This window comes from Allobosea sp. NPDC055353 (genome assembly GCF_053644975.1).
In genome coordinates this window covers 926,581-950,874 of the sequence record NZ_JBSHMC010000002.1, presented here as the reverse complement: position 1 = coordinate 950,874, position 24,294 = coordinate 926,581, and the positions used below count along the sequence as shown (strand labels likewise).

Annotated in this window: 26 protein-coding genes; 20 read left to right on the top strand and 6 right to left on the bottom strand. The window is 66.9% G+C overall.

All coding sequences use genetic code 11. The annotated features are described in order from the left end of the window. Positions 1 to 37 precede the first annotated feature (37 nt). The 8 genes from ACWIEX_RS17915 to ACWIEX_RS17880 all read left to right on the top strand — a co-directional run bounded on the left by ACWIEX_RS17915 (position 38) and on the right by ACWIEX_RS17880 (position 7,885). On the top strand, positions 38 to 967 hold the full coding sequence (locus ACWIEX_RS17915) for a carbohydrate ABC transporter permease (RefSeq protein WP_454034336.1): 930 nt from the start codon (positions 38 to 40) through the stop codon (positions 965 to 967). After that, the gene (locus ACWIEX_RS17910) at positions 967 to 1,785 is read left to right on the top strand and encodes a carbohydrate ABC transporter permease (RefSeq protein WP_454034335.1); all 819 of its coding nucleotides are present in this window, start codon (positions 967 to 969) and stop codon (positions 1,783 to 1,785) included. The genes ACWIEX_RS17915 and ACWIEX_RS17910 overlap by 1 nt, the downstream gene beginning before the upstream one ends. 84 nt (positions 1,786 to 1,869) lie before the next feature. Further along, positions 1,870 to 2,766: a dihydrodipicolinate synthase family protein gene (locus tag ACWIEX_RS17905; RefSeq protein WP_454034334.1), complete on the top strand. Its 897-nt coding sequence runs from the start codon at positions 1,870 to 1,872 to the stop codon at positions 2,764 to 2,766. Positions 2,767 to 2,771: 5 nt separating this feature from the next. Next, positions 2,772 to 3,467: a GntR family transcriptional regulator gene (locus ACWIEX_RS17900; protein WP_454034333.1), complete on the top strand. Its 696-nt coding sequence runs from the start codon at positions 2,772 to 2,774 to the stop codon at positions 3,465 to 3,467. A 79-nt stretch (positions 3,468 to 3,546) separates the two neighbouring features. Then, a complete protein-coding gene (locus tag ACWIEX_RS17895; protein WP_454034332.1) occupies positions 3,547 to 4,539 on the top strand; it encodes a sialic acid TRAP transporter substrate-binding protein SiaP in 993 nt (330 codons plus the stop codon). 165 nt (positions 4,540 to 4,704) lie between these two features. Further along, positions 4,705 to 5,217: a TRAP transporter small permease gene (locus ACWIEX_RS17890; protein ID WP_454034331.1), complete on the top strand. Its 513-nt coding sequence runs from the start codon at positions 4,705 to 4,707 to the stop codon at positions 5,215 to 5,217. After that, a complete protein-coding gene (locus ACWIEX_RS17885; RefSeq protein WP_454034330.1) occupies positions 5,214 to 6,500 on the top strand; it encodes a TRAP transporter large permease in 1,287 nt (428 codons plus the stop codon). The genes ACWIEX_RS17890 and ACWIEX_RS17885 overlap by 4 nt, the downstream gene beginning before the upstream one ends. Positions 6,501 to 6,586: 86 nt before the next feature. Next, the gene (locus tag ACWIEX_RS17880; protein WP_454034329.1) at positions 6,587 to 7,885 is read left to right on the top strand and encodes a hypothetical protein; all 1,299 of its coding nucleotides are present in this window, start codon (positions 6,587 to 6,589) and stop codon (positions 7,883 to 7,885) included. Here the strand turns inward: ACWIEX_RS17880 and ACWIEX_RS17875 are convergent. The 4 genes from ACWIEX_RS17875 to ppk2 form a co-directional block, all read right to left on the bottom strand. Next, the gene (locus ACWIEX_RS17875; protein ID WP_454034328.1) at positions 7,833 to 8,405 is read right to left on the bottom strand and encodes a hypothetical protein; all 573 of its coding nucleotides are present in this window, start codon (positions 8,403 to 8,405) and stop codon (positions 7,833 to 7,835) included. The two genes, ACWIEX_RS17880 and ACWIEX_RS17875, sit on opposite strands and share 53 nt — an antisense overlap. Then, entirely contained in the window at positions 8,402 to 8,962 is a 561-nt protein-coding gene (locus ACWIEX_RS17870) for a hypothetical protein (protein ID WP_454034327.1), read from the bottom strand. The genes ACWIEX_RS17875 and ACWIEX_RS17870 overlap by 4 nt, the downstream gene beginning before the upstream one ends. Then, entirely contained in the window at positions 8,959 to 9,555 is a 597-nt protein-coding gene (locus tag ACWIEX_RS17865) for a hypothetical protein (protein WP_454034326.1), read from the bottom strand. The genes ACWIEX_RS17870 and ACWIEX_RS17865 overlap by 4 nt, the downstream gene beginning before the upstream one ends. 61 nt (positions 9,556 to 9,616) lie before the next feature. Then, positions 9,617 to 10,570: a polyphosphate kinase 2 gene (ppk2, locus tag ACWIEX_RS17860; RefSeq protein WP_454034325.1), complete on the bottom strand. Its 954-nt coding sequence runs from the start codon at positions 10,568 to 10,570 to the stop codon at positions 9,617 to 9,619. 121 nt (positions 10,571 to 10,691) lie between these two features. On the opposite strand from ppk2, the gene ACWIEX_RS17855 reads away from it, so the two are divergent. The 7 genes from ACWIEX_RS17855 (at position 10,692) to phoB (ending at position 17,463) form a co-directional block, all read left to right on the top strand. Next, positions 10,692 to 11,750, top strand: a complete 1,059-nt coding sequence (locus ACWIEX_RS17855; RefSeq protein ID WP_454034324.1) for an ATP-binding protein — start codon at positions 10,692 to 10,694, stop codon at positions 11,748 to 11,750. A gap of 297 nt (positions 11,751 to 12,047) precedes the next feature. Next, a complete protein-coding gene (gene pstS, locus ACWIEX_RS17850; protein ID WP_454034323.1) occupies positions 12,048 to 13,073 on the top strand; it encodes a phosphate ABC transporter substrate-binding protein PstS in 1,026 nt (341 codons plus the stop codon). A 156-nt stretch (positions 13,074 to 13,229) separates the two neighbouring features. Next, the gene (gene pstC, locus ACWIEX_RS17845; protein ID WP_454034322.1) at positions 13,230 to 14,204 is read left to right on the top strand and encodes a phosphate ABC transporter permease subunit PstC; all 975 of its coding nucleotides are present in this window, start codon (positions 13,230 to 13,232) and stop codon (positions 14,202 to 14,204) included. 8 nt (positions 14,205 to 14,212) lie between these two features. Continuing rightward, a complete protein-coding gene (gene pstA, locus ACWIEX_RS17840) occupies positions 14,213 to 15,097 on the top strand; it encodes a phosphate ABC transporter permease PstA (protein WP_454034321.1) in 885 nt (294 codons plus the stop codon). 41 nt (positions 15,098 to 15,138) lie between these two features. Further along, positions 15,139 to 15,945, top strand: a complete 807-nt coding sequence (gene pstB, locus ACWIEX_RS17835; protein WP_113584893.1) for a phosphate ABC transporter ATP-binding protein PstB — start codon at positions 15,139 to 15,141, stop codon at positions 15,943 to 15,945. Between the two features lie 77 nt (positions 15,946 to 16,022). Then, positions 16,023 to 16,742, top strand: coding sequence for a phosphate signaling complex protein PhoU (phoU, locus tag ACWIEX_RS17830; RefSeq protein ID WP_454034320.1), 720 nt, complete (start codon positions 16,023 to 16,025; stop codon positions 16,740 to 16,742). Positions 16,743 to 16,755: 13 nt separating this feature from the next. Next, complete coding sequence (gene phoB, locus ACWIEX_RS17825; RefSeq protein WP_454034319.1) at positions 16,756 to 17,463, top strand: phosphate regulon transcriptional regulator PhoB; 708 nt, start codon at positions 16,756 to 16,758, stop codon at positions 17,461 to 17,463. A 3-nt stretch (positions 17,464 to 17,466) separates the two neighbouring features. Here the strand turns inward: phoB and ACWIEX_RS17820 are convergent, their stop codons facing one another. Beyond that, the gene (locus ACWIEX_RS17820; RefSeq protein ID WP_454034318.1) at positions 17,467 to 17,853 is read right to left on the bottom strand and encodes a SpoIIAA family protein; all 387 of its coding nucleotides are present in this window, start codon (positions 17,851 to 17,853) and stop codon (positions 17,467 to 17,469) included. A gap of 56 nt (positions 17,854 to 17,909) precedes the next feature. Further along, complete coding sequence (locus ACWIEX_RS17815) at positions 17,910 to 18,836, bottom strand: LysR family transcriptional regulator (protein ID WP_454034317.1); 927 nt, start codon at positions 18,834 to 18,836, stop codon at positions 17,910 to 17,912. 95 nt (positions 18,837 to 18,931) lie between these two features. Between ACWIEX_RS17815 and argH the strand changes: the two genes are divergently transcribed. The 5 genes from argH (at position 18,932) to zapE (ending at position 24,293) form a co-directional block, all read left to right on the top strand. Further along, on the top strand, positions 18,932 to 20,347 hold the full coding sequence (argH, locus tag ACWIEX_RS17810; RefSeq protein ID WP_454034316.1) for an argininosuccinate lyase: 1,416 nt from the start codon (positions 18,932 to 18,934) through the stop codon (positions 20,345 to 20,347). Further along, positions 20,344 to 21,237: an amino acid ABC transporter permease gene (locus tag ACWIEX_RS17805; RefSeq protein ID WP_454034315.1), complete on the top strand. Its 894-nt coding sequence runs from the start codon at positions 20,344 to 20,346 to the stop codon at positions 21,235 to 21,237. The genes argH and ACWIEX_RS17805 overlap by 4 nt, the downstream gene beginning before the upstream one ends. Beyond that, positions 21,234 to 22,028, top strand: coding sequence for an amino acid ABC transporter ATP-binding protein (locus ACWIEX_RS17800; protein ID WP_454034314.1), 795 nt, complete (start codon positions 21,234 to 21,236; stop codon positions 22,026 to 22,028). Before ACWIEX_RS17805 ends, ACWIEX_RS17800 begins: the two co-directional genes overlap by 4 nt. 33 nt (positions 22,029 to 22,061) lie before the next feature. Then, positions 22,062 to 22,892 carry an ABC transporter substrate-binding protein gene (locus tag ACWIEX_RS17795; RefSeq protein WP_454034313.1) on the top strand — a complete coding sequence of 277 codons (831 nt, stop codon included), beginning with the start codon at positions 22,062 to 22,064 and terminating at the stop codon, positions 22,890 to 22,892. 222 nt (positions 22,893 to 23,114) lie between these two features. Further along, positions 23,115 to 24,293 carry a cell division protein ZapE gene (gene zapE, locus ACWIEX_RS17790; protein ID WP_454034312.1) on the top strand — a complete coding sequence of 393 codons (1,179 nt, stop codon included), beginning with the start codon at positions 23,115 to 23,117 and terminating at the stop codon, positions 24,291 to 24,293. Position 24,294: the final 1 nt, after the last annotated feature.

The following is a 24,294-nucleotide window of genomic DNA, read 5'->3' as shown; positions in this document are numbered from 1 at the left end:
GCGAGCATGACGATGGGTTTCCAGTGAAGCAGACCACATGACCAGCACGTCCCTGCCAGCCGGCATGCCGAGTACGACACAAGCGAGCGTGGCCGCGGCATCGGCGGATTTCACGCCGCGCTACTGGCTGTTCTCGCTGCCGGCGGTGCTGGTGATCGCGGCGGTGATCGTCTTCCCCTGGCTGTTCACGCTCTACATGTCCGGGCAGGACTGGAAGATCGGCGGCGGGGTCGAGTTCGTCGGCCTCGGCAACTTCGCCGAGCTGATGAAGGACCAGCGCTTCATCGAGTCGATGGGGCATACGCTCTACTTCACGGTGCTGGCGGTGGTCCTGCCGATCGTCTTCGGCACGGCGGCGGCGCTGGTCTTCCATCGTGAGTTTCCGATGCGGGGCGTGCTGCGCACGATCTTCGTCATGCCGATGATGGCGACGCCGGTCGCGGTCGCGCTGGTCTGGACGATGATGTTCCACCCGCAGCTCGGCGTGCTCAACTACCTGCTCTCGCTCGTCGGCATCGGGCCGTCCGGCTGGGTCTACGAGTCGTCGACGGTGATCCCGACGCTGGTCCTGGTCGAGGTCTGGCACTGGACGCCGCTGGTCATGTTGATCGTGCTCGGCGGCCTCGCCGGCCTGCCGCGCGAGCCCTATGAATCCGCGCTGATCGACGGGGCCAATGACTGGCACATGTTCCGGCACATCACGCTGCCGCTGGTCTGGCCCTTCATCATGGTGGCGATCGTGATCCGCACCATCGATGCGCTGAAGGCCTTCGACACGATCTTCGTGATCACGCAGGGCGGGCCGGGCACGGCGTCGGAGACGCTGAACATCTTCCTCTATCTGCAGGCCTTCCAGTTCTACAAGATCGGCTATGCCTCGGCCGTCGTGGTGATCTTCTTCGTCATCATCATCATGCTCTCGCTGCTGCTGCTCTATGCGCGGCAGAAGTCGAAGTGGAACGCGTGATGCACCGCACGCTCAAGAAAGCCGGCTTCTGGGCCTCGGTCTTCGTGCTGGTCTCGCCGGCGGTGCTGGTCTTCCTCTGGATGATCTCGCTGTCGCTGAAGAACGAGCTCGACAACACCGCCTTTCCGCCGGTCTTCATTCCCGATCCGCCGACGCTGAAGAACTATGTCGACGTCTTCGCGCAGAACAATTTCGGGCTCTATCTCTGGAATTCGATCCTGGTCACGGGCGGGGCGGTTCTGCTCGGCCTGCTGGTCGGTGTGCCCGCCGGCTACGGCATCGCGCGCGGGAAGGCGCATAAATTCGCGGTGCTGATCCTGGTGGCGCGGATGACGCCGGCGCTGTCCTACCTGATCCCGCTCTTCCTGCTCTTCCAGATCACGGGATTGGTGGGCTCCATTACGGCGCTGGTCATCACCCATCTCGTCATCACCATCCCGATCATCGTCTGGATCATGATCGGGTATTTCGAGAACGTGCCGATGGAGCTGGAGGATGCCTCGCGCATCGACGGCGCCACGACCTGGCAGGCCTTCCGCCATGTCGCGCTGCCGCTGGCGAAGCCCGGCATCGTCGTCGGCGGCATCCTCGCCTTCATCTTCTCCTGGAACAACTTCATCTTCTCGGTGGTGCTCGGCGGCAAGGCGAGCCGGACGCTGCCCTCTGCCGTCTACAATTCCCTGACCTTCGAGCAGATCTCCTGGGGGCCGCTCGCTGCGGCGGCGCTGCTGGTGACGCTGCCCGTGCTGCTCGTCACCGTCATCGCCCAGCGCCAGATCGTCGCCGGCCTCTCCGCCGGAGGCCTCAAGGACGGCTAGAGACAACTCCGCCGGGCCGCTTGCGGGCGGCCCTGTCTTCATTCTAACATGTCAGTCAACATTCAGCCCTGAAAGCCCTCCCAAATGGCCACCCAAAAGACCCGCTTCGGCCTCTCCTGCGCGATTACCACCCCGATGCGGGAAGGCGGCAGCGTCGACCTGCCGCGTCTCGTCCATCACGCCCGCCATGTGCTGGCCGAGGGCTGCGATTCCGTCACGCTGTTCGGTACGACGGGCGAGGGCGCGGCGCTCGGCCTGCCGGCGCGCACCGCGATGATGGGCGCGCTGATCGGGGCGGGGATCGACCCGGCCAGGCAGATCTATGCGGGCATCGCGGCGGCCTCGATGCATGAGGCGGTGGAGCAGGCCCGCATCGCGCTCGATGCCGGGGCGAAGGGGTTGCTGGTCGCGCCGCCCTTCTACTTCAAGGGCGTCAGCGACGAGGGGCTCTATGTCTGGTTCTCGCAGTTCTTCGAGAAGCTCGGCGCCTCCGCCCGCAATGTCCTGGTCTATCACATCCCCTCGGTGACGGCGGTCGATATCAGCGTGGGCCTCGTGCACCGGCTCAAGACCGCGTTCCCCGGCCTCGTCATCGGCGTCAAGGATTCCTCGGGCAGCTATGCCAATACCGAGGCGCTGCTGAAGGCGCATGGCGAACTCGCGATCCTCGTCGGCGACGAGCGCCAGCTCGCCAAGGCGGTGCGCAACGGGGCCGAGGGCACGATCTGCGGCCTTGCCAATCTGGTTCCCGGCCTGCTGCGCCCGATGGTCTACGAGGGCAAGGACAGCCCGGTTGTCAATGCGCTGGTCGACGAGATCTGCTCGCATCCGGTGCTGGCGGCGGTGAAGGCGCTGGTCGGCCATATCCATGGCGACGACGGCTACGGCGCGATGCGCCCGCCCCTGGAGGCGCTGGACGCAGGCACCCGCAAGCGGCTCTTCGCCGCCTTCGATTCGATCAGGCAGGCGAAGGCTGCCTGACAGGAATGCCGGAAGGAGGGATCGTGAGCGAACCGGAGCAGGAACCGCGCGAGGGCGAACCGCTGAAGCTGAGGGAGCGCGCCTATGCCTCCTTCACCGAGCGATTGCTGGCGCGCGAGATCAAGCCCGGCCAGTTCGTGACCCAGCGCGAGCTCGTGGCGATGACGGGGTTTCCGCTCGGCGCCATCCGCGAGCTGGTGCCGCGACTGGAGGCTGAAGGGCTGATCAAGACCGTGCCGCAGCGCGGCATGCAGGTCGCCCATGTCGATCTCAACCTGATCCGCAACGCCTTCCAGTTCCGGCTCTTCCTCGAGAAGGAGGCGACGGCGCTCTACACGCAGAACGCGACGGACGCGGAGATCGCCGAGCAGCGCGCCCGTCACGAGGCGATCATCGCGCGGGCGGAAGCCGGTGGCGACGAGCGGCTGATCGAGGATGCCGAGGATGTCGACCGGCTGATGCACGAGGCGATCATCGACCATCTCGACAACGACATCGTCAGCCAGGCCTTCCGCGTGACCTGGCTCAAGATCAGGCTGATCCGGCAATACGAGACCCGCATCCAGAACCACATCCTCGTGCCGGTGATGCAGGACCATCTCAAGATCATCGCCGCGATCGAGAGCCGCGATCCGGAACGGGCATCGGACGAAATGAGCATCCATATCGGCAACGCCCGCACCCGGGCGATGCAGTACTGACGATCGAGGACGACGACGCAAGACGCAACACCAGCATGGCGACGAGCCGGAAAACCGGCCGCACGGGAGGGAAACGACGATGATCAAACTGACGAAACGCAGCTTGCTCCAGGGTTCCGCCGCTGTCGGCGCAACGGTGTTCATGCCGGCGGTCGCAAGGGCGCAGGCGACGGTGCTGCGCTGGGGCGAGATGCTGCCGGCGACGCATCCGCAGGTGCAGATGGTCGAGCGCATCGCCAAGCAGGTGAAGGAGAAGACCTCGGGTCGCGTCGATATCCAGTCCTTCCCGGCCGGCCAGCTCGGCTCCGGCAAGGACATGATGGAAGCGGTCTCCTCGGGCGCGCTGACCATGACGACCGACGGCGCGGCGGCGCTCGGCTCCTTCCTGCCGCAGCTCTCGGTGGTGGAAGCGCCCTATCTCTGGCGCGACGCGGCCCATATGTCGAAGGTCGCCAAGGCGCCGGTGTTCACGCAGATGAATGCCGAGCTCGAGAAGAAGCGCGGCATGCGCATGATGGCGGTGACCTATTACGGCAAGCGCCACCTGACGACCGGATCGAAGGCGGTGAAGAGCGCGGCGGATGTCGCGGGGCTCAAGCTGCGCGTGCCGCCGGTCGACACCTTCCGCGCCATGGTCGAGGCCTGGGGCGCCAAGGCGACACCGGTCAATTTCAACGAGCTCTATCTCGCGCTGAGCCAGGGCGCGGTTGACGGGCAGGAGAACCCGCTGCCGACGATCCACAGCGCCAAGCTGCAGGAGGTGCAGAAGCACCTGATCCTGACCGGGCACATCATCACGCCGCGGCTCGTCATCGTGAACAGCGATTTCTGGAAGGGGCTGAAGGAGGCCGACCGGAGCGTGGTGGAGGCCGCGATCGCCGATGGCGTCGCCTGGCAGGACGCGGAGCTGACCAGCCAGGAAAACAGCCTCGTCGCGACGCTGAAGGCGGGCGGCATGACCGTGACCGAGCCCGATCTGGAAAGCTTCTCCAAGCCTGTGCTGGCGAGCCTGCCCAAGCAGTTCGAGAGCAAATGGGGCAAGGGCACCTGGGACGCGCTGGCGGCGTTGTAAGGCACTGCCAGTGGCGGAACCGCTTCGTCATGGTCGGGCTCGTCCCGACCATCCACGTCTTCATTCCCGACGGGTTGCGTTCAAGACGTGGATGCTCGCCACAAGGGCGAGCATGACGGCGCGAGCCGCACGTATGTGCCCTCCCGTTCATCCGAGCATCAGGACATGGCTGGTCATCCGATGAAATCCCTCGCCGCATTGGCGGACCGGCTGGTCTACTGGGCCGCGGTCGTGCTCCTGCTGACGCTGCTCGCCGTCGTGGTGCTCGGCGTGTTCTTCCGCCAGATCAACCAGCCGCTGGCCTGGTCGGACGAGCTGGCGCAATACCTCCTGGTCTGGACCGGCTTCGTCGGTTGGATCATCGCGGCCCGCCGGCGTTCGCATATCCGCATCATGGTCTTCGCCACGCGGTTGCCGCGCGCCGCACAGGCGGTGCTGGAGATCGCGACGCAAGCTTCGGTGATCGTCTTCGCGGCCGTGCTGCTGCGCTACTCCTGGGGCCTGATCGAGCGGACCTGGGACGTGGAATCGATCGCGCTGCCGGTCAGCTCGGCGGCACTCTACATCATCATGCCCTTCGCCGCGCTGGCGCTGATCCTGCAGGCGCTGGCCGAGATCGGCGATGTGCTGGCCGGGCGCAAGGTCGAGGTCGCGGAACCCGGAGCGCAGGCGCTATGACCACGCTGATGCTGCAGATCCTGCCGGTCTGGTTCCTGGCCCTGATGATCGGCGTGCCGCTCTTCGTCTCGATGGGGCTCGCAGCCGTCGCCTTCGTCGTCCTCGGCGGCTTCCCGCTCGGCATCGTGCCGCAGAAGATCGCGCAATCCGCCAATTCCTTCCCGCTGCTGGCGGCGCCGTTGTTCATCCTGATGGGCAACATCATGAACTCGGCGGGGATCACCGACCGGATCTTCGGCTTCGCCACGGCCTGCGTCGGCTTCATGCGCGGCGGGCTGTGCCATGCCAATATCCTCGCCAGTGTGATCTTCGCGGGCATGTCGGGCTCGGCCGTGGCGGATGCCGGCGGCGTCGGGACGCTCGAGATCAAGGCGATGCGGGACGAGGGCTATGATGCCGAGACGGCGGCCGCGATCACGGCCGCTTCCGCGACGATCGGGCCGATCATCCCGCCCTCGCTGCCGATGGTGATCTACGGCGTCACCGCAGATGTCTCGATCGGCGGGCTGTTCATCGCCGGCATCATTCCCGGCCTGCTGATGGCGGGCGCGCTGATGGCGATGGTCGTCTACATCGCCAGGAAGCGTGACCTGCCGCGGCACCCGTTCCCCGGGTTCCGCCAGCTCTGGGGCGCCTACAGGGAGGCGCACTGGGCGCTGATGACGCCGGTTATCCTGTTCGGCGGCATGATGGGCGGCATCTTCACGCCGACCGAGGCGGCGGCGGTGGCGACCGCCTATGCGCTGGTGCTCGGCCTGTTCGTCTATCGCAGCTTCTCGCTGAAGACCCTGCCGGAGCTCGTCGTCCAGACGGTGGAAACCACCGGTGTCGTGCTGGCGCTGGTGATGGCGGCGGCGGCGCTCGGCTGGTGCCTGTCGATCTCGCGCATCCCGCAGGTGGTCGGGCCGGCACTGGTCGAGCTTGCCGGCAGTCCGATCGTCTACCTCTTGATCGTCAACCTGCTGCTGCTCTTCGTCGGGTGCTTCATGGAAGCGCTGGCGGCGATGCTGATCCTGATCCCGATCCTGACGCCGGCCGCGGCACAGTTCGGCATCGATCCGATCCAGTTCGGTCTGATCTTCGTGCTCAACCTGATGATCGGTACGATCACGCCGCCGGTCGGGGTGGTGCTGTTCGTGACCTCGAAGGTGGCGAACATCTCCTTCGAGGCGATGTCGCGGGCGATCGTGCCCTGGCTGGCGCCGCTGATCGCGGTCCTGATCGCGATCACGCTCTGGCCGCCGCTGACGACCTGGCTGCCGCAACTGATCATGGGGCGCTGACGGGGAGGCTTGTTCCTGGCAGGGCGTGTCAGTAATGCGCCCGGGCCGGGTTCGCTGCACGGGAGTGATCGCCTAGACTGGCGCCGATGCGCGAGATCGGCGACCTCATCCGGCAATTCATCCATCTGTGGCGCTTCGGCTGGCCGATGCTCCTCTGCGTCGCTGCCGGCGGGGCGCTCGTCACGGACCTCCTGATGCCGCTGGCGGTGAAGGCGGGCTTCGCCAATGCGCTCGCCGGCTTCGTCGTGCTCTCGGCGATCGTGCTGGTGAGGCTCATCACGGTGGTCGCGATGTTCCTGTCGCTGCGCCCGGCGATGCCGGCGGTAGCCGCGCTGTTTCCGGTGAAGCCGCGCGCAGGAGCGAGCGACATCGCGCCGAAGGACCCGGACTGGCTCGGCGTGGTCGCGATCGCGATCATTCCCTTCTTCGCCTATTACGCGGCCTGGGGTTTTCTCGGCGACACGGTGCGGGACTATTCGCTGCTGGCGCTGGAGATGGCCGATCTCGGCCAGAAAGTGTCGCTGTTCGACGTCCCGGCGACGCTCTGGCTCGGCATCGCGGTCGCGCTCGCTTTCGGGGTGCGCAGGCTGGCGAAATTGATGCAGACGCGCAGCTCGCGCCCGGCCTGGCAATTCGTCATCGTGCTTTGCGACGCCAACTGGATCTTCGTCGGCCTCTATGCGCTCGCGGGGTGGAAGAATGCGGCTTGGGCCTGGATCGGCACAGGTGGGCCGCTGCCCTATCTGATCCGGGCGCGCGACCTTCTTCTCGGGCTGATCGGCAAGGCGCAGGCGGCGGTGCCCGTCGCGGTCGATCTCGCGCCGCCCTCCTTGCAGAGCAGCGCGCAGGGGCTTTTCCTCTATGCCCTGCTGCCGCTGGTCTGGCTACTGATGGCGGCGGTGATCTACGGCTTCGACATGAAGGATGCGGCAGCGCTGACCACGCACCGCCGCACTGCCGCTGCTCTGTCCCGCTATGGGCGGTTGCCGAAATTCCTGCGCGAGTTCGTCGACCATTTCGTCGCCGGCTATCGCTCGCGCTACCTGCCGATCGCCAACAGCGTGCGGCTTGCCTTCGGAGCGGGGCTCGCGGTGCTGATCGGCTTCGTCCTGCTCTATCGCTTGATCGGCTGGGCGGCGGCCTGGGGCTGGATCGGCCTTGCGCATCTGATCGGGCCGCAGGAGCTGCCGGCCTGGCAGGCGCTGGCCAGCATCATCGCCTTCTTCCTGGGTGGTCCCAGCGATATCCGCGGCGGCATCCTGGTCGAGGCGCTGCGCATCTGCCTCATTGCGGCGGTTGTGGAGCAGGCATCGGCAAAGCGGGTGGAGGCGCTCAGTTCGTCCGCGCAAAGCGAAGGTAGCGCGGCCGCGACGCCGGCAGGCTGATCGCGACATCGGCCGTCGCGAAGGCCGATGTCGGCAGGATGAAGCTCTCGGTGATCGCGACGGTCGAGCCGGCTACCGGCTTGCCGAGGAAGGCCGGGCCGCAGGTCTTGCCCTCGTCCTTGTCGCGGCTGAGAACGCGCCTCGCCTCGCTCGGCGCCAGGAAGGCGGGCTGCCAGCGCCGGCCGTCCGGGGCGAGCAAGGCGATGCGACAGGGCGGCTGTGCAACGCTCTCCGCATCCAGCACCTTCGCCTCGAGGCGCAGCAGCGCGACGGCAGAGCCATTCGGCCGTTCGGCGATGCGCTGGAGGCTGACGATGCGCCATTCGGCGCCGGCGAGGGGAGCTGGCCGGTCGAATGGCGAGGTTTGCGCGATGAGATCGCTCGCTCCGGCCCAGGCGGAGACGGTCTTGCGCGCCTGGACGAACAAGGCCAGTGGCAGGACGATCGGCAGTGCCCAGAGACAGCGCCTGCGCCAGTTCGGCGGTTTCGCCGCGGGTTCGGCTACGGTCGCGTCCGTCATGTCAGCGTTTCGAGATCGAGCGTTTCGGCCTGCTCGATGCGCTCATCGGGGATCGAGATGCGCAACTGCGTGTCGAGGCGCGGCCAGCGCGCTTGCGAAACGAGGAGGGCGCCGCCGCGCGCCGCGTCGCGGCCGATCTCGAAGATCAGCAGGCCCCGCTGCCGGAGGCCGGGTTCGAGGCGCCTGCCGCGCAGGAAGCCACGGAACGACTCGGCCCGCTCGCTTGCCTCGAAGCGCAGGCCGGACGCCGCCAGCCAGGTTGCGCCGCTGAGTGCCGTGGTGGCGGGGGTGCCCTCAACCTCCACGACGGCCACGGCCCAGAGCCCGCCGGTGTCACGGTCGTAGCTGCGGCCGAAGGATTGCCAGCGCAGGCGCTCCGCCAGGACGACCTTCTCGACGCGCAAGGTGAAGCCGCGGGCATTTGTGGCCGTGCCGGCGACACCGTGCTGGGTGATCGGGCCGGTGATCTCGCTATAGCCCGGCGTGGTCTGCTGCAGGGCGAAGAGGAGCAGCGCCGCGACGGCGAGCGCGGTGACGCGGGCGAGGGCGCGGATCATGAGCCACCACCGTCCGTTCGCAGCGGCAAGGTGATCGCGGCGACGGGCTTCCGATTGAACCAGCCTGGCGCGGCGAGGAGATTGTCGCGCGGCTTGAAGGTCTCGCCGGTGACGACGATGCGGATGGTTTCAGGCGTCGGCGCTGCTTCCGGCACGTCCCAGACCATGCGGATGCGCTCCGGCAAGCCCGGTTGCAGGGCGCCGAGGATGGCGCCGTCGCGCAGCAGATAAGCGGTCGGCAAAGGCGAAAGGCCAGCGATCGGCGGATCGAAGCTCAGGATGCGGGCAATTGCATTGCTGCTCTCCGAGCTGCGGTTCGTCAGGTCGAGATCGACGCTGAGCGCCTTCATGCCGGGCCGTCCGCGATAACCGTCGGGGCGCGGGGCGCTGCTCAATCCGGCCTCGCGGATGACGACCTGCCAGCGCCCGGCTGCAATGGGCTGCCCGGCCTCAATGGCGGGAAGGCTGGCAGGCGGCATGGCTTCGCGGAGCGTCTGGGCGGTCGTCAGCCCGAGCGCCAGCAAGCCGCCGATGCCGATCGTCAGCTTCGATGCAAGGGATCGCCTCAGGGCTGCGAAAGCCAGGGTCGCCATAGGCCGGAAGATCACCTGATTTTGTGACCGGAATCCGGCAGGAGCGGTTCACTGGCTGGGGTCAGCGGCCTTCGGGCTCGCCGCCATCGTCGAGATAGCGGCTCACGGGGATGACGATCTCCTCGTCCAGCGTGCCGATCGCGGCCTCGTCCCTGTCCTTGTAAGGGATCGCCTTCAGCACGTGCCGGATGGCGTTGAGCCGGGCACGGAGCTTGTCGTTGCTGCGCACGACTTGCCAGGGCGCGGCCTTGGTCGAGGTCCGGGAGAGCATCTCGTCGAAGGCGCGTGAATAGTCGTCGAAGCGCGGGACCGACTCGAAATCGATCGGCGAGAGCTTCCAGCGCTTGAGCGGATCGCGCCAGCGCGCGTGCAGGCGGGTCATCTGCATCTCCCTCCCGATGGTCAGGAAGAGCTTGATCAGGCGGATGCCGTCGCGGGCGAGCATGCCCTCGAAGGCGGGTGCCTCATCGAGGAAATGCGCGGTCTCCTCCGGCTTGCAGAAGCCCATGACGCGCTCGACGCCGGCGCGGTTGTACCAGGAGCGGTCGAAGAACACGATCTCGCCGGCTGTCGGCATCTGCGCGGCATAGCGCTGGAAATACCACTGGCCCTTCTCCGTATCGGAGGGCTTGGACAGGGCGACGATGCGGGCCTGGCGCGGATTGAGATGCTGGGTGAAGCGGGCGATGGTGCCGCCCTTGCCGGCGCCGTCGCGGCCCTCGAAGACGATGACGATGCGCTCGCCATGCTTGCTCGCCCAGCGCGTTAGCTTCTGCAATTCGATCTGCAGCGGCTCCATCTCGCGGTTGTAGCGCTTGCGCTTCATCCGCTTGCCATAGGGGTAGTTGCCGCTGTGATAGGCGGCGTCGATGATGGCTTCCGGCAGGCTGTCGGCCTCGATGTCGAAGCCCTTCGGCTTTTTCGATCTGGTGCGGGTTTTGGCTGGCCTGCCGTGCTCATCCGACGGAGCGACGACAGGTTCCTTCGCGCCCGAACCCGATAATTTCCTGGCCATCGTCCTGTTCTCCGCTTTGGATCAGCCTAGCCGGCTCGCTCGCGGAAGGGAATTGACGCCCGCCGCTGTTCCGCTCAGGAAGAGGCCCCGTCGGCATCCGCCGTCTGTCTCCGGGCTTTGCATGGTCAATCTTTCCGCTTCCAATGCCGCGCTGGTGCGGGACGTGGTCGAGGCGCTCGGCGCGCCAGCCGTGCTGCTCGACGGGCAAGGTGTGGCGCAGGCGCTGAGCCCGGCCATGCAGGCGCTGATCCCGGGGCTGGCGGCCGGAAAACTCCTGGCGCTGGTGCTGCGCGATCCCGACCTCAACGACGCGATCGAGCAGGTCGCGATCGAGGGTGGCGCCAAGACCATCGAGCTGATCGAGCGCGTGCCGGTGGAGCGGACGTTCCGCATCCATATCGCCGCGCTGCGCGACAGCGGTCTGCGCCATGCGACGCTGCTCACCTTCCAGGATTTGAGCGAGCAGCGCGTGATCGAACGCATGCGCGTCGATTTCGTCGCCAATGCCAGCCATGAACTGCGCACGCCGCTGGCCTCGCTGCTCGGCTTCGTCGAGACCCTGCAAGGCCCGGCGCGCAACGACGAGCGGGCGCGCGAGCGCTTTCTCGGCATCATGCGCGAGCAGGGCCTGCGCATGGCCAGGCTGGTCGACGACCTGCTCTCGCTGTCGCGGATCGAGCAGCGCGCCCATGTCGCGCCTGATACCCCGGTCGATCTGGCAGGAATTGCCCGCGAGATCGTGGATTCGTTGACGCTGATGGCCCGCGAGCGACAGGTCGCCTTGGTGCTGAAGACGCCGCGCGAGGCGTTGCAGGTGCCGGGCGATCGCGACGAATTGCTGCGCCTGATGGAAAACCTGGTCGAGAACGCGATCAAGTACGGCAAGCCGGGCGGAGAGGTCGCGGTCACCGTCGACGCCGGCGAGAGCGAGGCGAGCTTCAGCGTGCGCGACGACGGGCCGGGTATCGCGCCGGAGCACCTGCCGCGCCTGACCGAGCGCTTCTATCGGGTCGACACCGCGGCCAGCCGCGAAGCGGGCGGCACCGGGCTGGGGCTTGCGATCGTCAAGCACATCGTGCTGCGCCATCGCGGCCGGCTGACGATCGAGAGCAAGTCGGGTGAGGGGGCGACCTTCCGGGCGATCCTGCCGCGCTTCGAGGGCGCGCGCGCCGTCGGTTAGCTTCGAGCCGTTCCCTTGTCATTCCGGGCGCGCCGCAGGCGCGAACCCGGAACCCACGACTGGGTTCGCGTGCACGATCATGCGGCTGCAAAGGGCTCACCCAGTCGTGGGTTCCGGGTTCTTCGCTCCGCGAAGCCCCGGAATGACAAAGGTGGTTTCGACAGGAGCGTCTCCGCCGCCCAATCCGTGCATGCCGGGCCTTCATGACAGCTTTCATGACGAACTGTCATTTGGCTGTCATACAGAGGGTGTTCTGACAGGGTCGCTGCAAACAGCGATCAGATGAGGACTTCTCACATGCGCAAGATTCTTGTTCTCGCGGCCGTTGCCGTCGGGATCGCCGGTTCCGCCCAGGCCGCCGACATCACCGGTGCCGGCGCGACCTTCCCCTTCCCGATCTATGCGAAGTGGGCCGAGGCCTACAAGAAGGAGACGGGTATCGGCCTGAACTACCAGTCGATCGGCTCGGGTGGCGGCATCCGCCAGATCAAGGCCAAGACCGTCGCCTTCGGCGCGACCGACGCCCCGCTCAAGGGCGAGGACCTGACCAAGGATGGACTGATCCAGTTCCCGTCCGTGATGGGCGGTATCGTCCCGGTCGTGAACATCGCCGGCATCGAGCCGGGCAAGCTCAAGCTCTCGGGCGACGTCATCGCCCAGATCTACATGGGCGACATCAAGAAGTGGAACGACCCGAAGATCGCTTCGCTCAACGCCGGCGTCACCCTGCCGGACGCGAACATCAACCCGGTCTACCGCTCGGACGGATCGGGCACGACCTTCCAGTTCACCGACTACCTCTCGAAAGTGTCGGCCGAGTGGAAGTCGAAGCTCGGCAACAACACCGCCGTGCAGTGGCCGGTCGGCATCGGCGGCAAGGGCAACGAAGGCGTCTCGGCCTCGGTCAAGCAGGTCGCCAACTCGATCGGCTATGTCGAATATGCCTATGCCAAGCAGAACAAGCTCTCGCATGCCCTGGTGAAGAATGCCGATGGCAACTTCCCGGCGCCGGAAGAGAAGGCCTTCCAGGCCGCCGCCGCCAATGCCAACTGGAACGAGCAGCCGGGCTTCGGCATCTCGCTGAACAACCAGAAGGGCGCGGATGCCTGGCCGATCACCTCGGCGACCTTCATCCTGGTCTATGCCAAGCCGGAGAAGCCGGAAGAGACGCAGGCTGCCCTGAAGTTCTTCGACTGGGCCTACAAGTCCGGCGACAAGCTCGCCAGCGACCTCGACTACGTCGCCCTGCCGGCGAATGTGAAGGACCAGGTCCGCGCCGCCTGGAAGGGCGTGACCGACACTGCCGGCAAGCCGATCTTCTGATCGCTGCCCTCGACAAGGCGAGGCGGGCTCCGACCCGCCTTGCCGCATTCTTCAAGCCCTCATCCTGAGAAGCCCTTTTCGGGCGCTTCTCAGGATGAGGGCTGGGATCGAGCGGGCTTCCCGACGATCCCGGCAACGCCACCGGAGCCTTCGCGGATGACCGCAGCAACCGACATGACGAGCATTCCCGGCGCGACGCCGATCGTGCGGAAGACGCCGAAGGCGACCTTCGACCTGGTCTTCCGCAATGCCAGCTTCGCGGCGGCGTTGCTGGTGCTGGTGTTGCTCGCCGCGATCATGGCCTCGATGGTGATCGGCGGCTGGCCGGCCTTCCGCGAGTTCGGCCTCGGCTTCATCACCTCCAGCGTCTGGGACACCCAGAACGAGCAATACGGCGCCTGGCCGGCGATCGTCGGCACGCTTTCGACGGCGCTGATCGCGCTGGTGATCGGCGTGCCGCTCTCGCTCGGCATCGCGGTCTACCTGACCCAGCTCGCCCCGGCCTGGTTCAAGAAGCCGGTCGCGACCGCGATCGAGCTGCTCGCCGCCGTGCCCTCGATCATCTACGGCATGTGGGGCCTGTTCGTCTTCGTGCCGCTCTTCGCCGCCTATGTGCAGATCCCGCTCTCGAACATCGTCGAGGGCATCCCGATCGTCGGCACCGTGCTCTACTCGCGCTCGCCCTCCGGTCTCGGCATCTTCACCGCCGGCATCATCCTCGCCTTCATGATCGTGCCCTTCATCGCCTCGATCACCCGCGACATGCTGGAGCAGATCCCGTCCGTGCTGCGCGAGAGCGCCTATGGCATCGGCGCGACGACCTGGGAGGTGGTGCGTCATGTCCTGGTGCCGCAGGCCGGCGTCTCGATCATCGGCGCGGTGATGCTCGGCCTCGGCCGCGCGCTCGGCGAGACGATGGCGGTGACCTTCGTGGTCGGCAACGCCAACCGGCTCTCGGCCTCGATCCTCGATCCCGGCTCGACCATCGCCTCGCGCATCGCCAACGAGTTCAACGAGGCGCTGGGCCTGCAGCTCAACGCGCTGATCGCGTTGGGCTGCATCCTGTTCTTCGTCACCTTCGTCGTCCTCGTCATCGCGCGGCTGCTGGTCGCCCGCGTCAAGCGCTACTGAGGCCTCCCATGACCATGACGACCACGCCCCGCGAACTGCCTCACCAGCCCTGGGGACGCGTGCGCCAGTCGCGCCGCACCGCCGACCGGCTGATGAAGCTCATCGCCACCGGCTTCACCTTCATCGCCATCTTCGTGCTGTTCTGGATCCTCGGCATGCTCGTGGTGAAGGGCATCGGCGGGCTTTCGCTCGCGACCTTCACGGCGGTCACGCCCGGTCCCGGGAGCGAGGGCGGCGGCCTCGCCAACGCCATCGTCGGCTCCTTCGTGCTGACTTTCCTCGGCATCGCCATCGCCACGCCGATCGGCGTGCTGGCCGGGACCTGGCTCGCGGAGTACGGCCGCGGCTCGCAGCTCGCGAACCTGATCCGCTTCATCAACGACATCCTGCTCTCGGCGCCGTCGATCCTGATCGGCCTGTTCGTCTACGTCATCCTGGTCGAGCCGTTCCGCGGCTATTCCGGCTGGGCCGGCGGCGTCGCGCTCGGCATCATCGCGATCCCGGTCATCGTGCGCACCACCGAGGACATGCTGAACCTCGTGCCCGGCCCCTTGCGCGAGGCCGGCGCCGCGCTCGGCGCGCCGCCTTCCGTCGTGATCACCTCGGTGACCTGGCGCGCGGCCAAGGCCGGCATGGTCACCGGCATCCTCCTGGCGCTCGCCCGCATCGCCGGCGAGACCGCGCCGCTGCTCTTCACCGCGCTCAACAACAATTTCTGGTTCTCGCCCTCGCTCGTGGGCGGCGTCTCGAACCTGCCCGTGACGATCTACCAGTTTGCCTCCGCCCCTTACGAGAACTGGCAGCAGCTCGCCTGGGCCGGCTCGCTCATCATCACCGTCTCGATCCTCGTGCTCTCGCTCGTTGCCCGGCGTATCGTCGCCGGCAGCAAGTAGGGCTTGAAACCAACCCGGTCGCGACCGACCTTGAGGACTTAATGTCGATGCTTTCGACCCTTGAACTCTCCCCCCAGTCGCTCGATGCCGAGGCGCCCGTCCGGATCGCGGTGAAGAACCTCGATTTCTACTATGGCGAGCACAAGGCGCTGAAGAACATCAATCTCGACTTCCGCGACCGCCACGTCACGGCGCTGATCGGCCCGTCGGGCTGCGGCAAGTCGACCCTGCTGCGCATCTTCAACCGGATCTACTCGCTCTATCCGGAGCAGCGTGCCGAGGGGCAGATCATGCTCGACGGCCGCAACATCATCTCCAACGACGTCGATGTGAATGAATTGCGCTCGCGCGTCGGCATGGTCTTCCAGAAGCCGACGCCGTTCCCGATGTCGATCTACGATAACGTCGCTTTCGGCATCCGCCTCTACGAGAAGCCGCCGAAGTCGGAGCTCGACGACCGCGTCGAGGGCGCGCTGCGCCGCGCCGCGCTCTGGGACGAGGTCAAGGACAAGCTGAAGAGCTCCGGCATGGGCCTCTCCGGCGGCCAGCAGCAGCGCCTGTGCATCGCGCGCACCATCGCGCAGAAGCCGGAGGTGATCCTGTTCGACGAGCCGACCTCGGCGCTCGACCCGATCTCGACCGGCAAGATCGAGGACCTGCTGGAGCAGTTGAAGAGCGACTTCACCATCGCCATCGTCACGCACAACATGCAGCAGGCGGCCCGCATCTCGCAGTACACGGCGTTCATGTATCTCGGCGAGGTCATCGAGTTCGCGCCGACCAACACGATCTTCATGAATCCCGCCAAGAAGCAGACCCAGGACTACGTCACCGGCCGTTTCGGCTAAGCGGCATTTTTGTTTCGCATCGGCTTGCCCGAAAACCGGTTTCCACTTTTCGGGCCGATGCGCCTGAGGAACACGCCATGACCGACCATATCGTCCGCTCCTACGACGCCGATCTCGAAGGCATCCGCCGCAGCCTCGCCGAAATGGGCGGCATGGCCGAGCGCATGCTGGGCGATTCCACGGTTGCGCTGGTGCGCCGCGACACCGCGCTCGCCCAGAAGATCATCTCGGCCGACCAGCGCCTCGACAACCTCCAGCGCGAGGTGGAGGAGAAGGCGGTGCTCACCATCGCCCGCCGCCAGCCGCTGGCGCAGGACCTGCGCGAGCTGATCTCGGCGATCCGCCTCGCATCCGACATCGAGCGCGTCGGCGATCTCGCCAAGAACATCGCCAAGCGCGCCGTCGCCATCGCCGGCCAGTTCCAGCCGCCGCATCGCGCCGTCGTCGGCCTCGAGCATATCAGCCGCCTCGTGCAGGCCCAGCTCAAGGACGTGCTCGACGCCTATGCCGCGACCAACGAGCAGAAGGCGCTCGAGGTCTGGAAGCGCGACGACGAGATCGACGCGCTCTACACCTCGCTGTTCCGCGAACTCCTGACCTATATGATGGAAGATCCGCGCAACATCACCTTCTGCACGCATCTGCTGTTCTGCGCCAAGAACATCGAGCGCATCGGCGACCACACCACCAATATCGCCGAGACGATCCATTACCTCGTCACCGGCGATTCTCTCGATGCGAACCGCCCGAAGCTCGACACGACCAATATCGAGGTCGAAGCGGTGACGGGAAGCTGAGGTCAAAGCCAACATGGCCGCACGTATCCTGATCGTCGAGGACGAGGAGCCGCTCACCCTGCTGCTGCGCTACAACCTCGAAGCCGAGGGCTTCGAGGTCGACAGCGTCGCGCGCGGGGATGACGCCGAGCTGCATCTGCGCGATTCAACGCCCGATCTGGTCCTGCTCGACTGGATGCTGCCGGGATTGTCCGGCATCGAGCTCTGCCGCCGCCTCCGCTCGCGCCGCGACACCGAGCGCGTGCCGATCATCATGCTGACGGCGCGCGGCGAGGAGACCGAGCGCGTGCGCGGCCTTGCGACCGGCGCCGACGACTATGTCGTGAAGCCGTTCTCGCTGCCGGAGCTGATCGCCCGCATCCAGGCGCTTCTTCGCAGGGCGAAGCCAGGCCATGTCGCAGGGCTGCTCGCGGCCGGCGATCTCGAGCTCGACCGTACGACGCGGCGCGTCCGGCGCGCGGGGAGCGAACTGCATCTCGGCCCGACCGAGTTCCGCCTGCTCGAGTTCCTGATGCAGGCGCCGGGCCGGGTCTATTCGCGCGCCCAGCTTCTCGACGCCGTCTGGGGCCGCGACGTCTATATCGACGAGCGCACGGTGGACGTCCATGTCGGGCGGCTGCGCAAGGCGATCACGCCGGGCGACGCCAAGGACCCGCTGCGCACCGTACGCGGCGCCGGCTACGCCTTCGACGAGACCTTCGCGCGCAGCGGAACTGCGTAAGCCTCAGGCGTTCGGGCCGCCCTCGATATCGCCGGCCCAGGTCAATGCCTTGTCATAGTCCTCGGGCTTGAAGGCGCGGACCTTGACGAAGGGGATCGCCGGGTCGAGCAGATCGACGAAGCCGGCGAGCCAGCCCTTGTCGGTGATCACCGCCTCCTTCGGGAAGCGCCGGAGCTCCCAGAGCTTGCCGAGGCTGTAGCGCGCGTCCTTCCAGGCCGCGGCCAGCGTCATGTCGGTGAAATCGGTCATGTCGGCGAGGATGCCGAGCTTCTCGTGGCGTGTGAGCCGGGCGTCGATATCGGCCATGATGGCGTCGAGATCCTCAGCCGTGAGCGTCTGCGACAGCCGATAGGCGGCGACATGGTCCGGGGCGGGCAGAATGGTGAGCATGGCTCCTCCTCCTCGGGTGACAACGCGCCGGCGAGGGGGAGGTTTCGCCGGGCGGATCAGGTGGAAGCGGGCGGGGCGCGCGTCGCTGCGTCGAAGCTCTCGGCCTCGGCCCGCAGCCAGGCGATGAAGGCATCCAGCCCCGGCCGCGGCGGCTGTTCGAGCGGCCGCGTCAGCCAGCAGCCGGTGGCGCTGGTGAAGCCGAGCCCCAGCGGATTGACGAGCGCGCCGGAGGCCAACTCGTCGGCGACGTAGCAGCGTGGCGCCAGCGCGAGGCCGAGGCCGGCGACGGCGGCGCTGGTGATCACGGAATAATAGCCGTAGCGCACGGTATGCTCCGGCACCGCGCCGCGCAGGTCATGGGCTTCGGTGAACTCGGCCCAGAAGGCCGGCATCTGGTAGTGCTGCAGCAGGGTCATCTTCTGGATATCGGCGGCGCGGCGGAAACCGCCCATCCGCTCGATCAGGCTCGGCGCGGCGACGAGCGCGACATCGCGGCCGAACAGGAAATGCGCCTCCTTTCCAGGCCAGGGCGGGACGCCATGGGCGATCTCGATATCCGGCTCCTCGGTCTCGCTCTCGCTGACATAATTGGTGAACTGCACGTCGACGCCGGGATGTGCCTCGGCGAAGGCCGGAAAGCGCGCCATCAGCCAGCGTTCGCCGGCGATCGCGACCATATGCAGGCGGATCGGCCGGGCGATGGCGCTGCGCTCCGCAAGACGCCTGGCGCCGCGTTCCATCTGCTCCAGCGCGGCTTCCGCATAGGGCAGGTAGATCGCGCCGGCTTCGGTGAGCTTGAGGCCGAGCGGGCTGCGGTCGAACAGCACTGTGCCGAGATGGTGCTCCAGCGAGAGGATCTGCTTGGAGACGGCGCTCTGGGTCAGGTTGACCGCAAGGGCGGCACGGGCCGTCGAGCCCAGCCTTGCGACCGTCGCGAACGCCCTCAGCGCCGCGGCTGACGGGGGTGGCCGGCTGGCCGCCATGGGGTATTCCTTTTTGGACTATCTCGGCGGAGATCGTTTCGTTTGCCGGCCTCTCGGTCAAGAGGTCATTCTTCCCCGACGGGAGGAATGAGATCATGAACCAGACGACCCGACTCTGGGGCGGCCGCTTCCGCAAGCCGCCGGACCCGCGCCTGATGAAGCTGTCGAGCGCCGCCGGCGAGCACGCAAGGCTGGTGCCGCAGGATGTCGCGGGCGGCAAGGCGCATGCGGCCGAGCTCGGCCGCGCCGGCCTGCTGACTGCCGAGGAACTCCAGGTCATCCTGACCGCGCTCGACGGGATCGCCCGCGATACGGTCGAGGGGCGGATCGCGCCCGGGCCCGATGACGAGGACGTGCATACCTTCATCGAGCGCATCCTGACCGAGCGCGTCGGCTCGACTGGCGCCAAGCTCCGCGCCGGACGCTCGCGCAACGACCAGGCGGCGAACAACCTGAAGCTCTATCTGCGGAGCAAGTCGCGCACGCTCGCCGGCATGCTGGCAGAATTGCTGACCGCGATCGCCGACCAGGCGGACGAGCATGCGGCGTCGGTCTGCCCCGGCTTCACCCATCTCCAGAGCGCCCAGCCCGTCACTTTCGGGCACTGGCTGATGGCGCATGGGCAGGTGCTGATGCGCGACGCCTCGCGCCTGACCGACTGGGAGAAGCGCTCCGGCCAGTCCCCGCTCGGGGCGGCAGCGCTCGCCGGTTCGGCGATCACGCTCAATCCCGAACTCAGTGCCAAGGCGCTCGGCTATGACGAGCCGTTCGAGAATTCGGTCGATGCGGTCGGCGCGCGCGACCATGTCGCCGAGTTCCTGTTCGTCGCGGCGATGCTGGCGACGAACCTGTCGCGCCTTGCCGAAGAGGTGACGCTGTGGACCTCCCGGCAATTCGCCTGGGTGACGCTGGACGACGCCTTCGCCACGGGCTCCTCGATCATGCCGCAGAAGAAGAACCCGGATATCGCCGAGATCTCGCGCGGCCGGGCGGCGCGATTGACCGGCGATCTCGTCACCATGCTCGGCGCGCTGAAGGGGCTGCCGCTGTCCTATAACCGCGACCTCGCGGAGGACAAGCGCACGGGCTTCGACGCCGTCGACGTGCTCGAAGAGGTGCTGCCGGCCTTCGCCGGGCTGATCGCCAGCATGAGCGCGGATGTCGCGACGATGCGGGCGCAGGCCGGCTCCGGCTTCGCGCTGGCGACCGAGGTGGCGGATCATCTCGCTCGCAACGGCGTGCCCTTCGCCGAAGCGCATGAGATCACCGGAGCGCTGGTGCGCTATTGCGAGGAGATGGGCCGCGAGCTTGAATCGCTCGATGCCGTTGACCTCCGGGCGGTCGATCCACGCCTCGATGCCGGCGTGCTCGGCCAGCTGACGCTCGATGCCGCCGTCGCGGCGCGCAGCGGCCATGGCGGCACGGCGCCCGAGCGGGTGCGCGAGCAGATCGCGCGCTTCCGTGGCAAGCTCGCCAGCCTGGAAACCTGGAGCCGGGAGAGCGGGCGATGAGCGACGCAACCTCGCCGATCAGCAGCCGCGACCTCGCTGCGGTCTCGCATCTCAGGATCGTCCCGCGGCGCTTCTACGGGCGCTGGGTCGCGTCAGTGATCATCCTCGCAATCCTCGCCTGGATCGTGATGGCCTTCGTCGAAGGTGACATCGCCTGGCCGGTGGTCCGGCAGTTCTTCACCGCGCCGGCGATCATCGCCGGTCTCGGCAACACGCTGATCATGACGGTCTGCGCGATGACGCTGGGCATCGTGCTCGGCGTCGTCTTCGCCATCATGTACATGTCGCCGAACCCGGTGCTGCGCAGCGCGGCGCTGTTCTATATCTGGTTCTTCCGCGGCACGCCGCTGCTGCTGCAGCTCTTGATCTGGTTCAATCTGGCGCTGGTCTTCCCGACCATCGGCATCCCCGGCCTGTTCTCCTGGCGCACGATCGACATCATCGGGCCGTTCATGGCGACGCTGCTCGGGCTCGGCATGAACCAGGGCGCCTATACGGCCGAAGTCGTGCGTGGCGGCATCCTCTCCGTCGATACCGGGCAGACCGAGGCCGCCAAGGCGATCGGCATGACCCGGCTGACGACCTTGCGCCGGATCGTGCTGCCGCAGGCGATGCGCGTCATCATCCCGCCGGTCGGCAACGAGGTGATCAGCATGGTCAAGCTGACCTCGGTGGCGAGCGTGATCCAGTATGCCGAGATCCTGCGCAACGCGCAGACGATCTACTACGCCAATGCCCGGGTCATCGAATTGCTGATCGTCGCGGCCGGCTGGTATCTGCTCGTGGTGACGATCCTGCAGATCGGACAGTATTTCCTCGAACGCCATTTCTCGAAGGGGCGGGGAGGGCGGCGCACCAAGCGCGCCGCGGTGCAGGAGGAAACGGCATGAGCACGGCGGAGAACCCGGCGAAGGCCGATAGCGCGATCGTCACGATCGCGAATGTCAGCAAGATCTTCGGCGAGCTGAAGGCGCTGAACGACGTCTCGCTCTCGATCCAGCCCGGCACGGTGCAATGCATCATCGGTCCGTCCGGCTCGGGCAAGTCGACGCTGCTGCGCTGCATCAACCAGCTCGAGAAGATCGACAAGGGCGCTATCCGCGTCGATGGCGAATTGATCGGCTATCGCCGCGTCGGCGACGAACTGCACGAATTGACCGATGTCGAGATCGCGCGCCAGCGCCTCGTCACCGGCATGGTGTTCCAGCGCTTCAACCTGTTCAACCACATGACGGCGCTGCAGAACATCATCGAGGGGCCGCTCACCGTGCTGAAGCAGCCGCGCAAGCAGATCGTCGCCGAGGCGACGGCGCTGCTGGAGCGCGTCGGCCTCGCCGACAAGCGCGACGCCTATCCGAGCGAGCTTTCGGGCGGGCAGCAGCAGCGCGTCGCCATCGCGCGGGCGCTCGCCATGAAGCCCAAGCTGATGCTGTTCGACGAGCCGACCTCGGCGCTCGACCCCGAGCTCGTCGGCGAGGTGCTGAACGTGATGCGCGACCTCGCGGCGTCCGGCATGACGATGATCGTGGTCACGCATGAGCTCGGCTTCGCCCGCGAAGTGGCTGGCGACGTCGTCTTCATGGACAAGGGCGAGATCGTCGAACAGGGCCCGCCGCAGACCGTGCTCGTCGCGCCCAGCCAGGCGCGCACGCGCGACTTCATCGCCGCCGTCCTGAAGTGACGGCGGAACCTGTTCATTAGAGGGAGAGACCACATGCTTCGTTTGACCATCGTTGCCGCGCTGCTCGCCGGCACCGCGCTCGCCGCGCAGGCCCGGGCCCTGCCGGACCGCATCAAGACCGCCGGCAAGATCGTGATCGCGACCCAGCCGAACTATCCGCCGATCGCCTTCAAGGATGTCGCCACCAACCAGCTCTCGGGCTTCGATATCGAGCTGGGCGAGGCCATTGCCAAGGAGCTCGGCGTCAAGGTCGAGTGGCAGGAGACCGCCTTCGCCCAGATGCTGCCTTCGCTGCAGACCGGCCGCGTCGACGCGGTGATGGCCGGGATGAGCGACCTGCCGGCGCGGCGCGAGACCGCGGATTTCATCGACTACATGGATTCCGGCGCGCAGTTCTACACGGTCACCGCCTTCAAGGACACGATCAAGACCCCCGAGGACCTGTGCGGCAAGAGCGTCGGCGCCAGCCGCGCGACCAACTGGCCGCGCCAGATCGGCGAGTGGAGCGAGGCGAATTGCGTCGCCAAGGGCAAGCCGGCGATCAACGTGGTCGGCACCGAAGGCTCGGTCGACGCGCGCACCCAGCTCAAGACGCAGCGCCTCCAGGGCGGCGTTCAGGGCAGCGAGACGATGAGCCATTTCCAGAAGCTCGAGCCGAACACCTATATCGCGCTCGGCAAGCCCTTCACCCATTCGCTGGCCGGCATCCCCTTCGCCAAGACGGCGGAAGGCACGCAGCTGCGCGACGCGGTCAAGGGCGCGCTCGACCGGCTGCAGGCGAACGGCACCTATGACAAGCTGATCGAGAAATACGGCCTCGCCAACAACGCGGTGAAGCCGGTCTCGATCAACCAGGGCAAGTGAGCCCTGCTTCCCGCTCCTCGTCATTGCGAGGAGCGTAGCGACGAAGCAATCCAGGGGCCGCCGGCCTGAACGGGTCGAGCCGGTCCCTTGGATTGCTTTGCTTTGCTTCGCTCGCAAGGACGATGTGTTCCCGGCGCGCGAGGTTCGCTCGGTGGGCTTGCGATGACGGCAGGGCTGCCGTAACCCGGTCAGGTCTTTTCCGGATCGCCAGCGCCCGCCGTCATGTCAGCCTCGATCACCGACCGTTATGCCGCCCTGGTCGAGGCGGGCGCCATCGAGCGCGATCCCGCGCAGGTCGCGGTGGTCAGAAAGCTCGAGGCGCTCACCGAAACGCTCGCCGCCCGCCGCCTCGCCCGCAAGGGCAGCGCGCTCGGCTGGCTCTTCGGCAAGAAGCCGGACACGGCCGCGGCGCCGAAGGGGCTCTATGTCTGGGGTTCGGTCGGCCGCGGCAAGACCATGCTGATGGACATGTTCTTCGAGGCCGCGCCGGTGAAGCGCAAGCGTCGCGTGCATTTCCACGAATTCCTCGCCGACGTGCATGGCCGCATCAATGCCTATCGCCAGAAGATCAAGAGCGGCGAGGTCAAGGATTCCGATCCGATCGCGCCGGTCGCGGCGGATCTCGCCGATGAGGCCTATCTGCTCTGCTTCGACGAGTTCACCGTCACCGACATCGCCGATGCGATGATCCTCGGCCGGCTGTTCACGGCGCTGTTCGCGGCGGGCGTCGTGGTGGTCGCGACCTCGAATGTCGAGCCGTCGCGGCTTTACGAGGGCGGTCTCAACCGGGCGCTGTTCCTGCCCTTCATCGAGCTGCTCCAGACCAGGGTCGAGGTGCTGAAGCTCGATGCGCGCACCGATTTCCGGCTGGAGAAGCTGGGCGGGGCGCCGGTCTATCATGTGCCCGCCGACGAGAAGGCGAAGGCTGCGCTCGATGCCGCCTTCAAGGCGCTGTCCGGCACGGCGCAGGGACAGCGCACGGTGCTCAACGTTCAAGGGCACGATCTCGTCCTGCCGCAGGCGGCTGGCAGCGTGGCGCGGGCCGCCTTCGCCGATCTCTGCGCCCAGGCCTATGGCGCGTCGGATTACATCGCCCTGGCGCAGCGCTTCCATACGCTGGTGCTCGACGATATCCCGATCCTCGATTTCGACCGGCGCAACGAGGCCAAGCGCTTCATCATCCTGATCGACACGCTCTACGAGCATCATGTGAAGCTGGTCGCCTCGGCGGCAGCCGAGCCGCATGAGCTCTATCGGGCGAGCAAGGGTCGCGAGGCCTTCGAGTTCGACCGCACCGTCTCCCGCCTGATCGAGATGCGCTCCGAGGAATACCTTGCGATGCCGCATGGCCGGCCGGATTCGGCCGCGAGCGGGGATACCACCGGTCTGGTCGAGACTTGAC

Coding starts and splice junctions, on each gene's coding strand:
- phoU (WP_454034320.1), top strand. CDS start 16,023: ATGACCGACCATATCGTCCGCTCCTACGACGCCGATCTCGAAGGCATC.
- pstS (WP_454034323.1), top strand. CDS start 12,048: ATGCGCAAGATTCTTGTTCTCGCGGCCGTTGCCGTCGGGATCGCCGGT.
- ACWIEX_RS17800 (WP_454034314.1), top strand. CDS start 21,234: ATGAGCACGGCGGAGAACCCGGCGAAGGCCGATAGCGCGATCGTCACG.
- ppk2 (WP_454034325.1), bottom strand. CDS start 10,570: ATGGCCAGGAAATTATCGGGTTCGGGCGCGAAGGAACCTGTCGTCGCT.
- pstC (WP_454034322.1), top strand. CDS start 13,230: ATGACCGCAGCAACCGACATGACGAGCATTCCCGGCGCGACGCCGATC.
- ACWIEX_RS17905 (WP_454034334.1), top strand. CDS start 1,870: ATGGCCACCCAAAAGACCCGCTTCGGCCTCTCCTGCGCGATTACCACC.
- argH (WP_454034316.1), top strand. CDS start 18,932: ATGAACCAGACGACCCGACTCTGGGGCGGCCGCTTCCGCAAGCCGCCG.
- pstA (WP_454034321.1), top strand. CDS start 14,213: ATGACCATGACGACCACGCCCCGCGAACTGCCTCACCAGCCCTGGGGA.
- ACWIEX_RS17820 (WP_454034318.1), bottom strand. CDS start 17,853: ATGCTCACCATTCTGCCCGCCCCGGACCATGTCGCCGCCTATCGGCTG.
- ACWIEX_RS17855 (WP_454034324.1), top strand. CDS start 10,692: ATGGTCAATCTTTCCGCTTCCAATGCCGCGCTGGTGCGGGACGTGGTC.
- ACWIEX_RS17880 (WP_454034329.1), top strand. CDS start 6,587: ATGCGCGAGATCGGCGACCTCATCCGGCAATTCATCCATCTGTGGCGC.
- ACWIEX_RS17885 (WP_454034330.1), top strand. CDS start 5,214: ATGACCACGCTGATGCTGCAGATCCTGCCGGTCTGGTTCCTGGCCCTG.
- pstB (WP_113584893.1), top strand. CDS start 15,139: ATGTCGATGCTTTCGACCCTTGAACTCTCCCCCCAGTCGCTCGATGCC.
- zapE (WP_454034312.1), top strand. CDS start 23,115: ATGTCAGCCTCGATCACCGACCGTTATGCCGCCCTGGTCGAGGCGGGC.
- ACWIEX_RS17795 (WP_454034313.1), top strand. CDS start 22,062: ATGCTTCGTTTGACCATCGTTGCCGCGCTGCTCGCCGGCACCGCGCTC.
- phoB (WP_454034319.1), top strand. CDS start 16,756: ATGGCCGCACGTATCCTGATCGTCGAGGACGAGGAGCCGCTCACCCTG.
- ACWIEX_RS17870 (WP_454034327.1), bottom strand. CDS start 8,962: ATGATCCGCGCCCTCGCCCGCGTCACCGCGCTCGCCGTCGCGGCGCTG.
- ACWIEX_RS17900 (WP_454034333.1), top strand. CDS start 2,772: ATGCCGGAAGGAGGGATCGTGAGCGAACCGGAGCAGGAACCGCGCGAG.
- ACWIEX_RS17915 (WP_454034336.1), top strand. CDS start 38: ATGACCAGCACGTCCCTGCCAGCCGGCATGCCGAGTACGACACAAGCG.
- ACWIEX_RS17890 (WP_454034331.1), top strand. CDS start 4,705: ATGGCTGGTCATCCGATGAAATCCCTCGCCGCATTGGCGGACCGGCTG.
- ACWIEX_RS17805 (WP_454034315.1), top strand. CDS start 20,344: ATGAGCGACGCAACCTCGCCGATCAGCAGCCGCGACCTCGCTGCGGTC.
- ACWIEX_RS17865 (WP_454034326.1), bottom strand. CDS start 9,555: ATGGCGACCCTGGCTTTCGCAGCCCTGAGGCGATCCCTTGCATCGAAG.
- ACWIEX_RS17875 (WP_454034328.1), bottom strand. CDS start 8,405: ATGACGGACGCGACCGTAGCCGAACCCGCGGCGAAACCGCCGAACTGG.
- ACWIEX_RS17910 (WP_454034335.1), top strand. CDS start 967: ATGCACCGCACGCTCAAGAAAGCCGGCTTCTGGGCCTCGGTCTTCGTG.
- ACWIEX_RS17895 (WP_454034332.1), top strand. CDS start 3,547: ATGATCAAACTGACGAAACGCAGCTTGCTCCAGGGTTCCGCCGCTGTC.
- ACWIEX_RS17815 (WP_454034317.1), bottom strand. CDS start 18,836: ATGGCGGCCAGCCGGCCACCCCCGTCAGCCGCGGCGCTGAGGGCGTTC.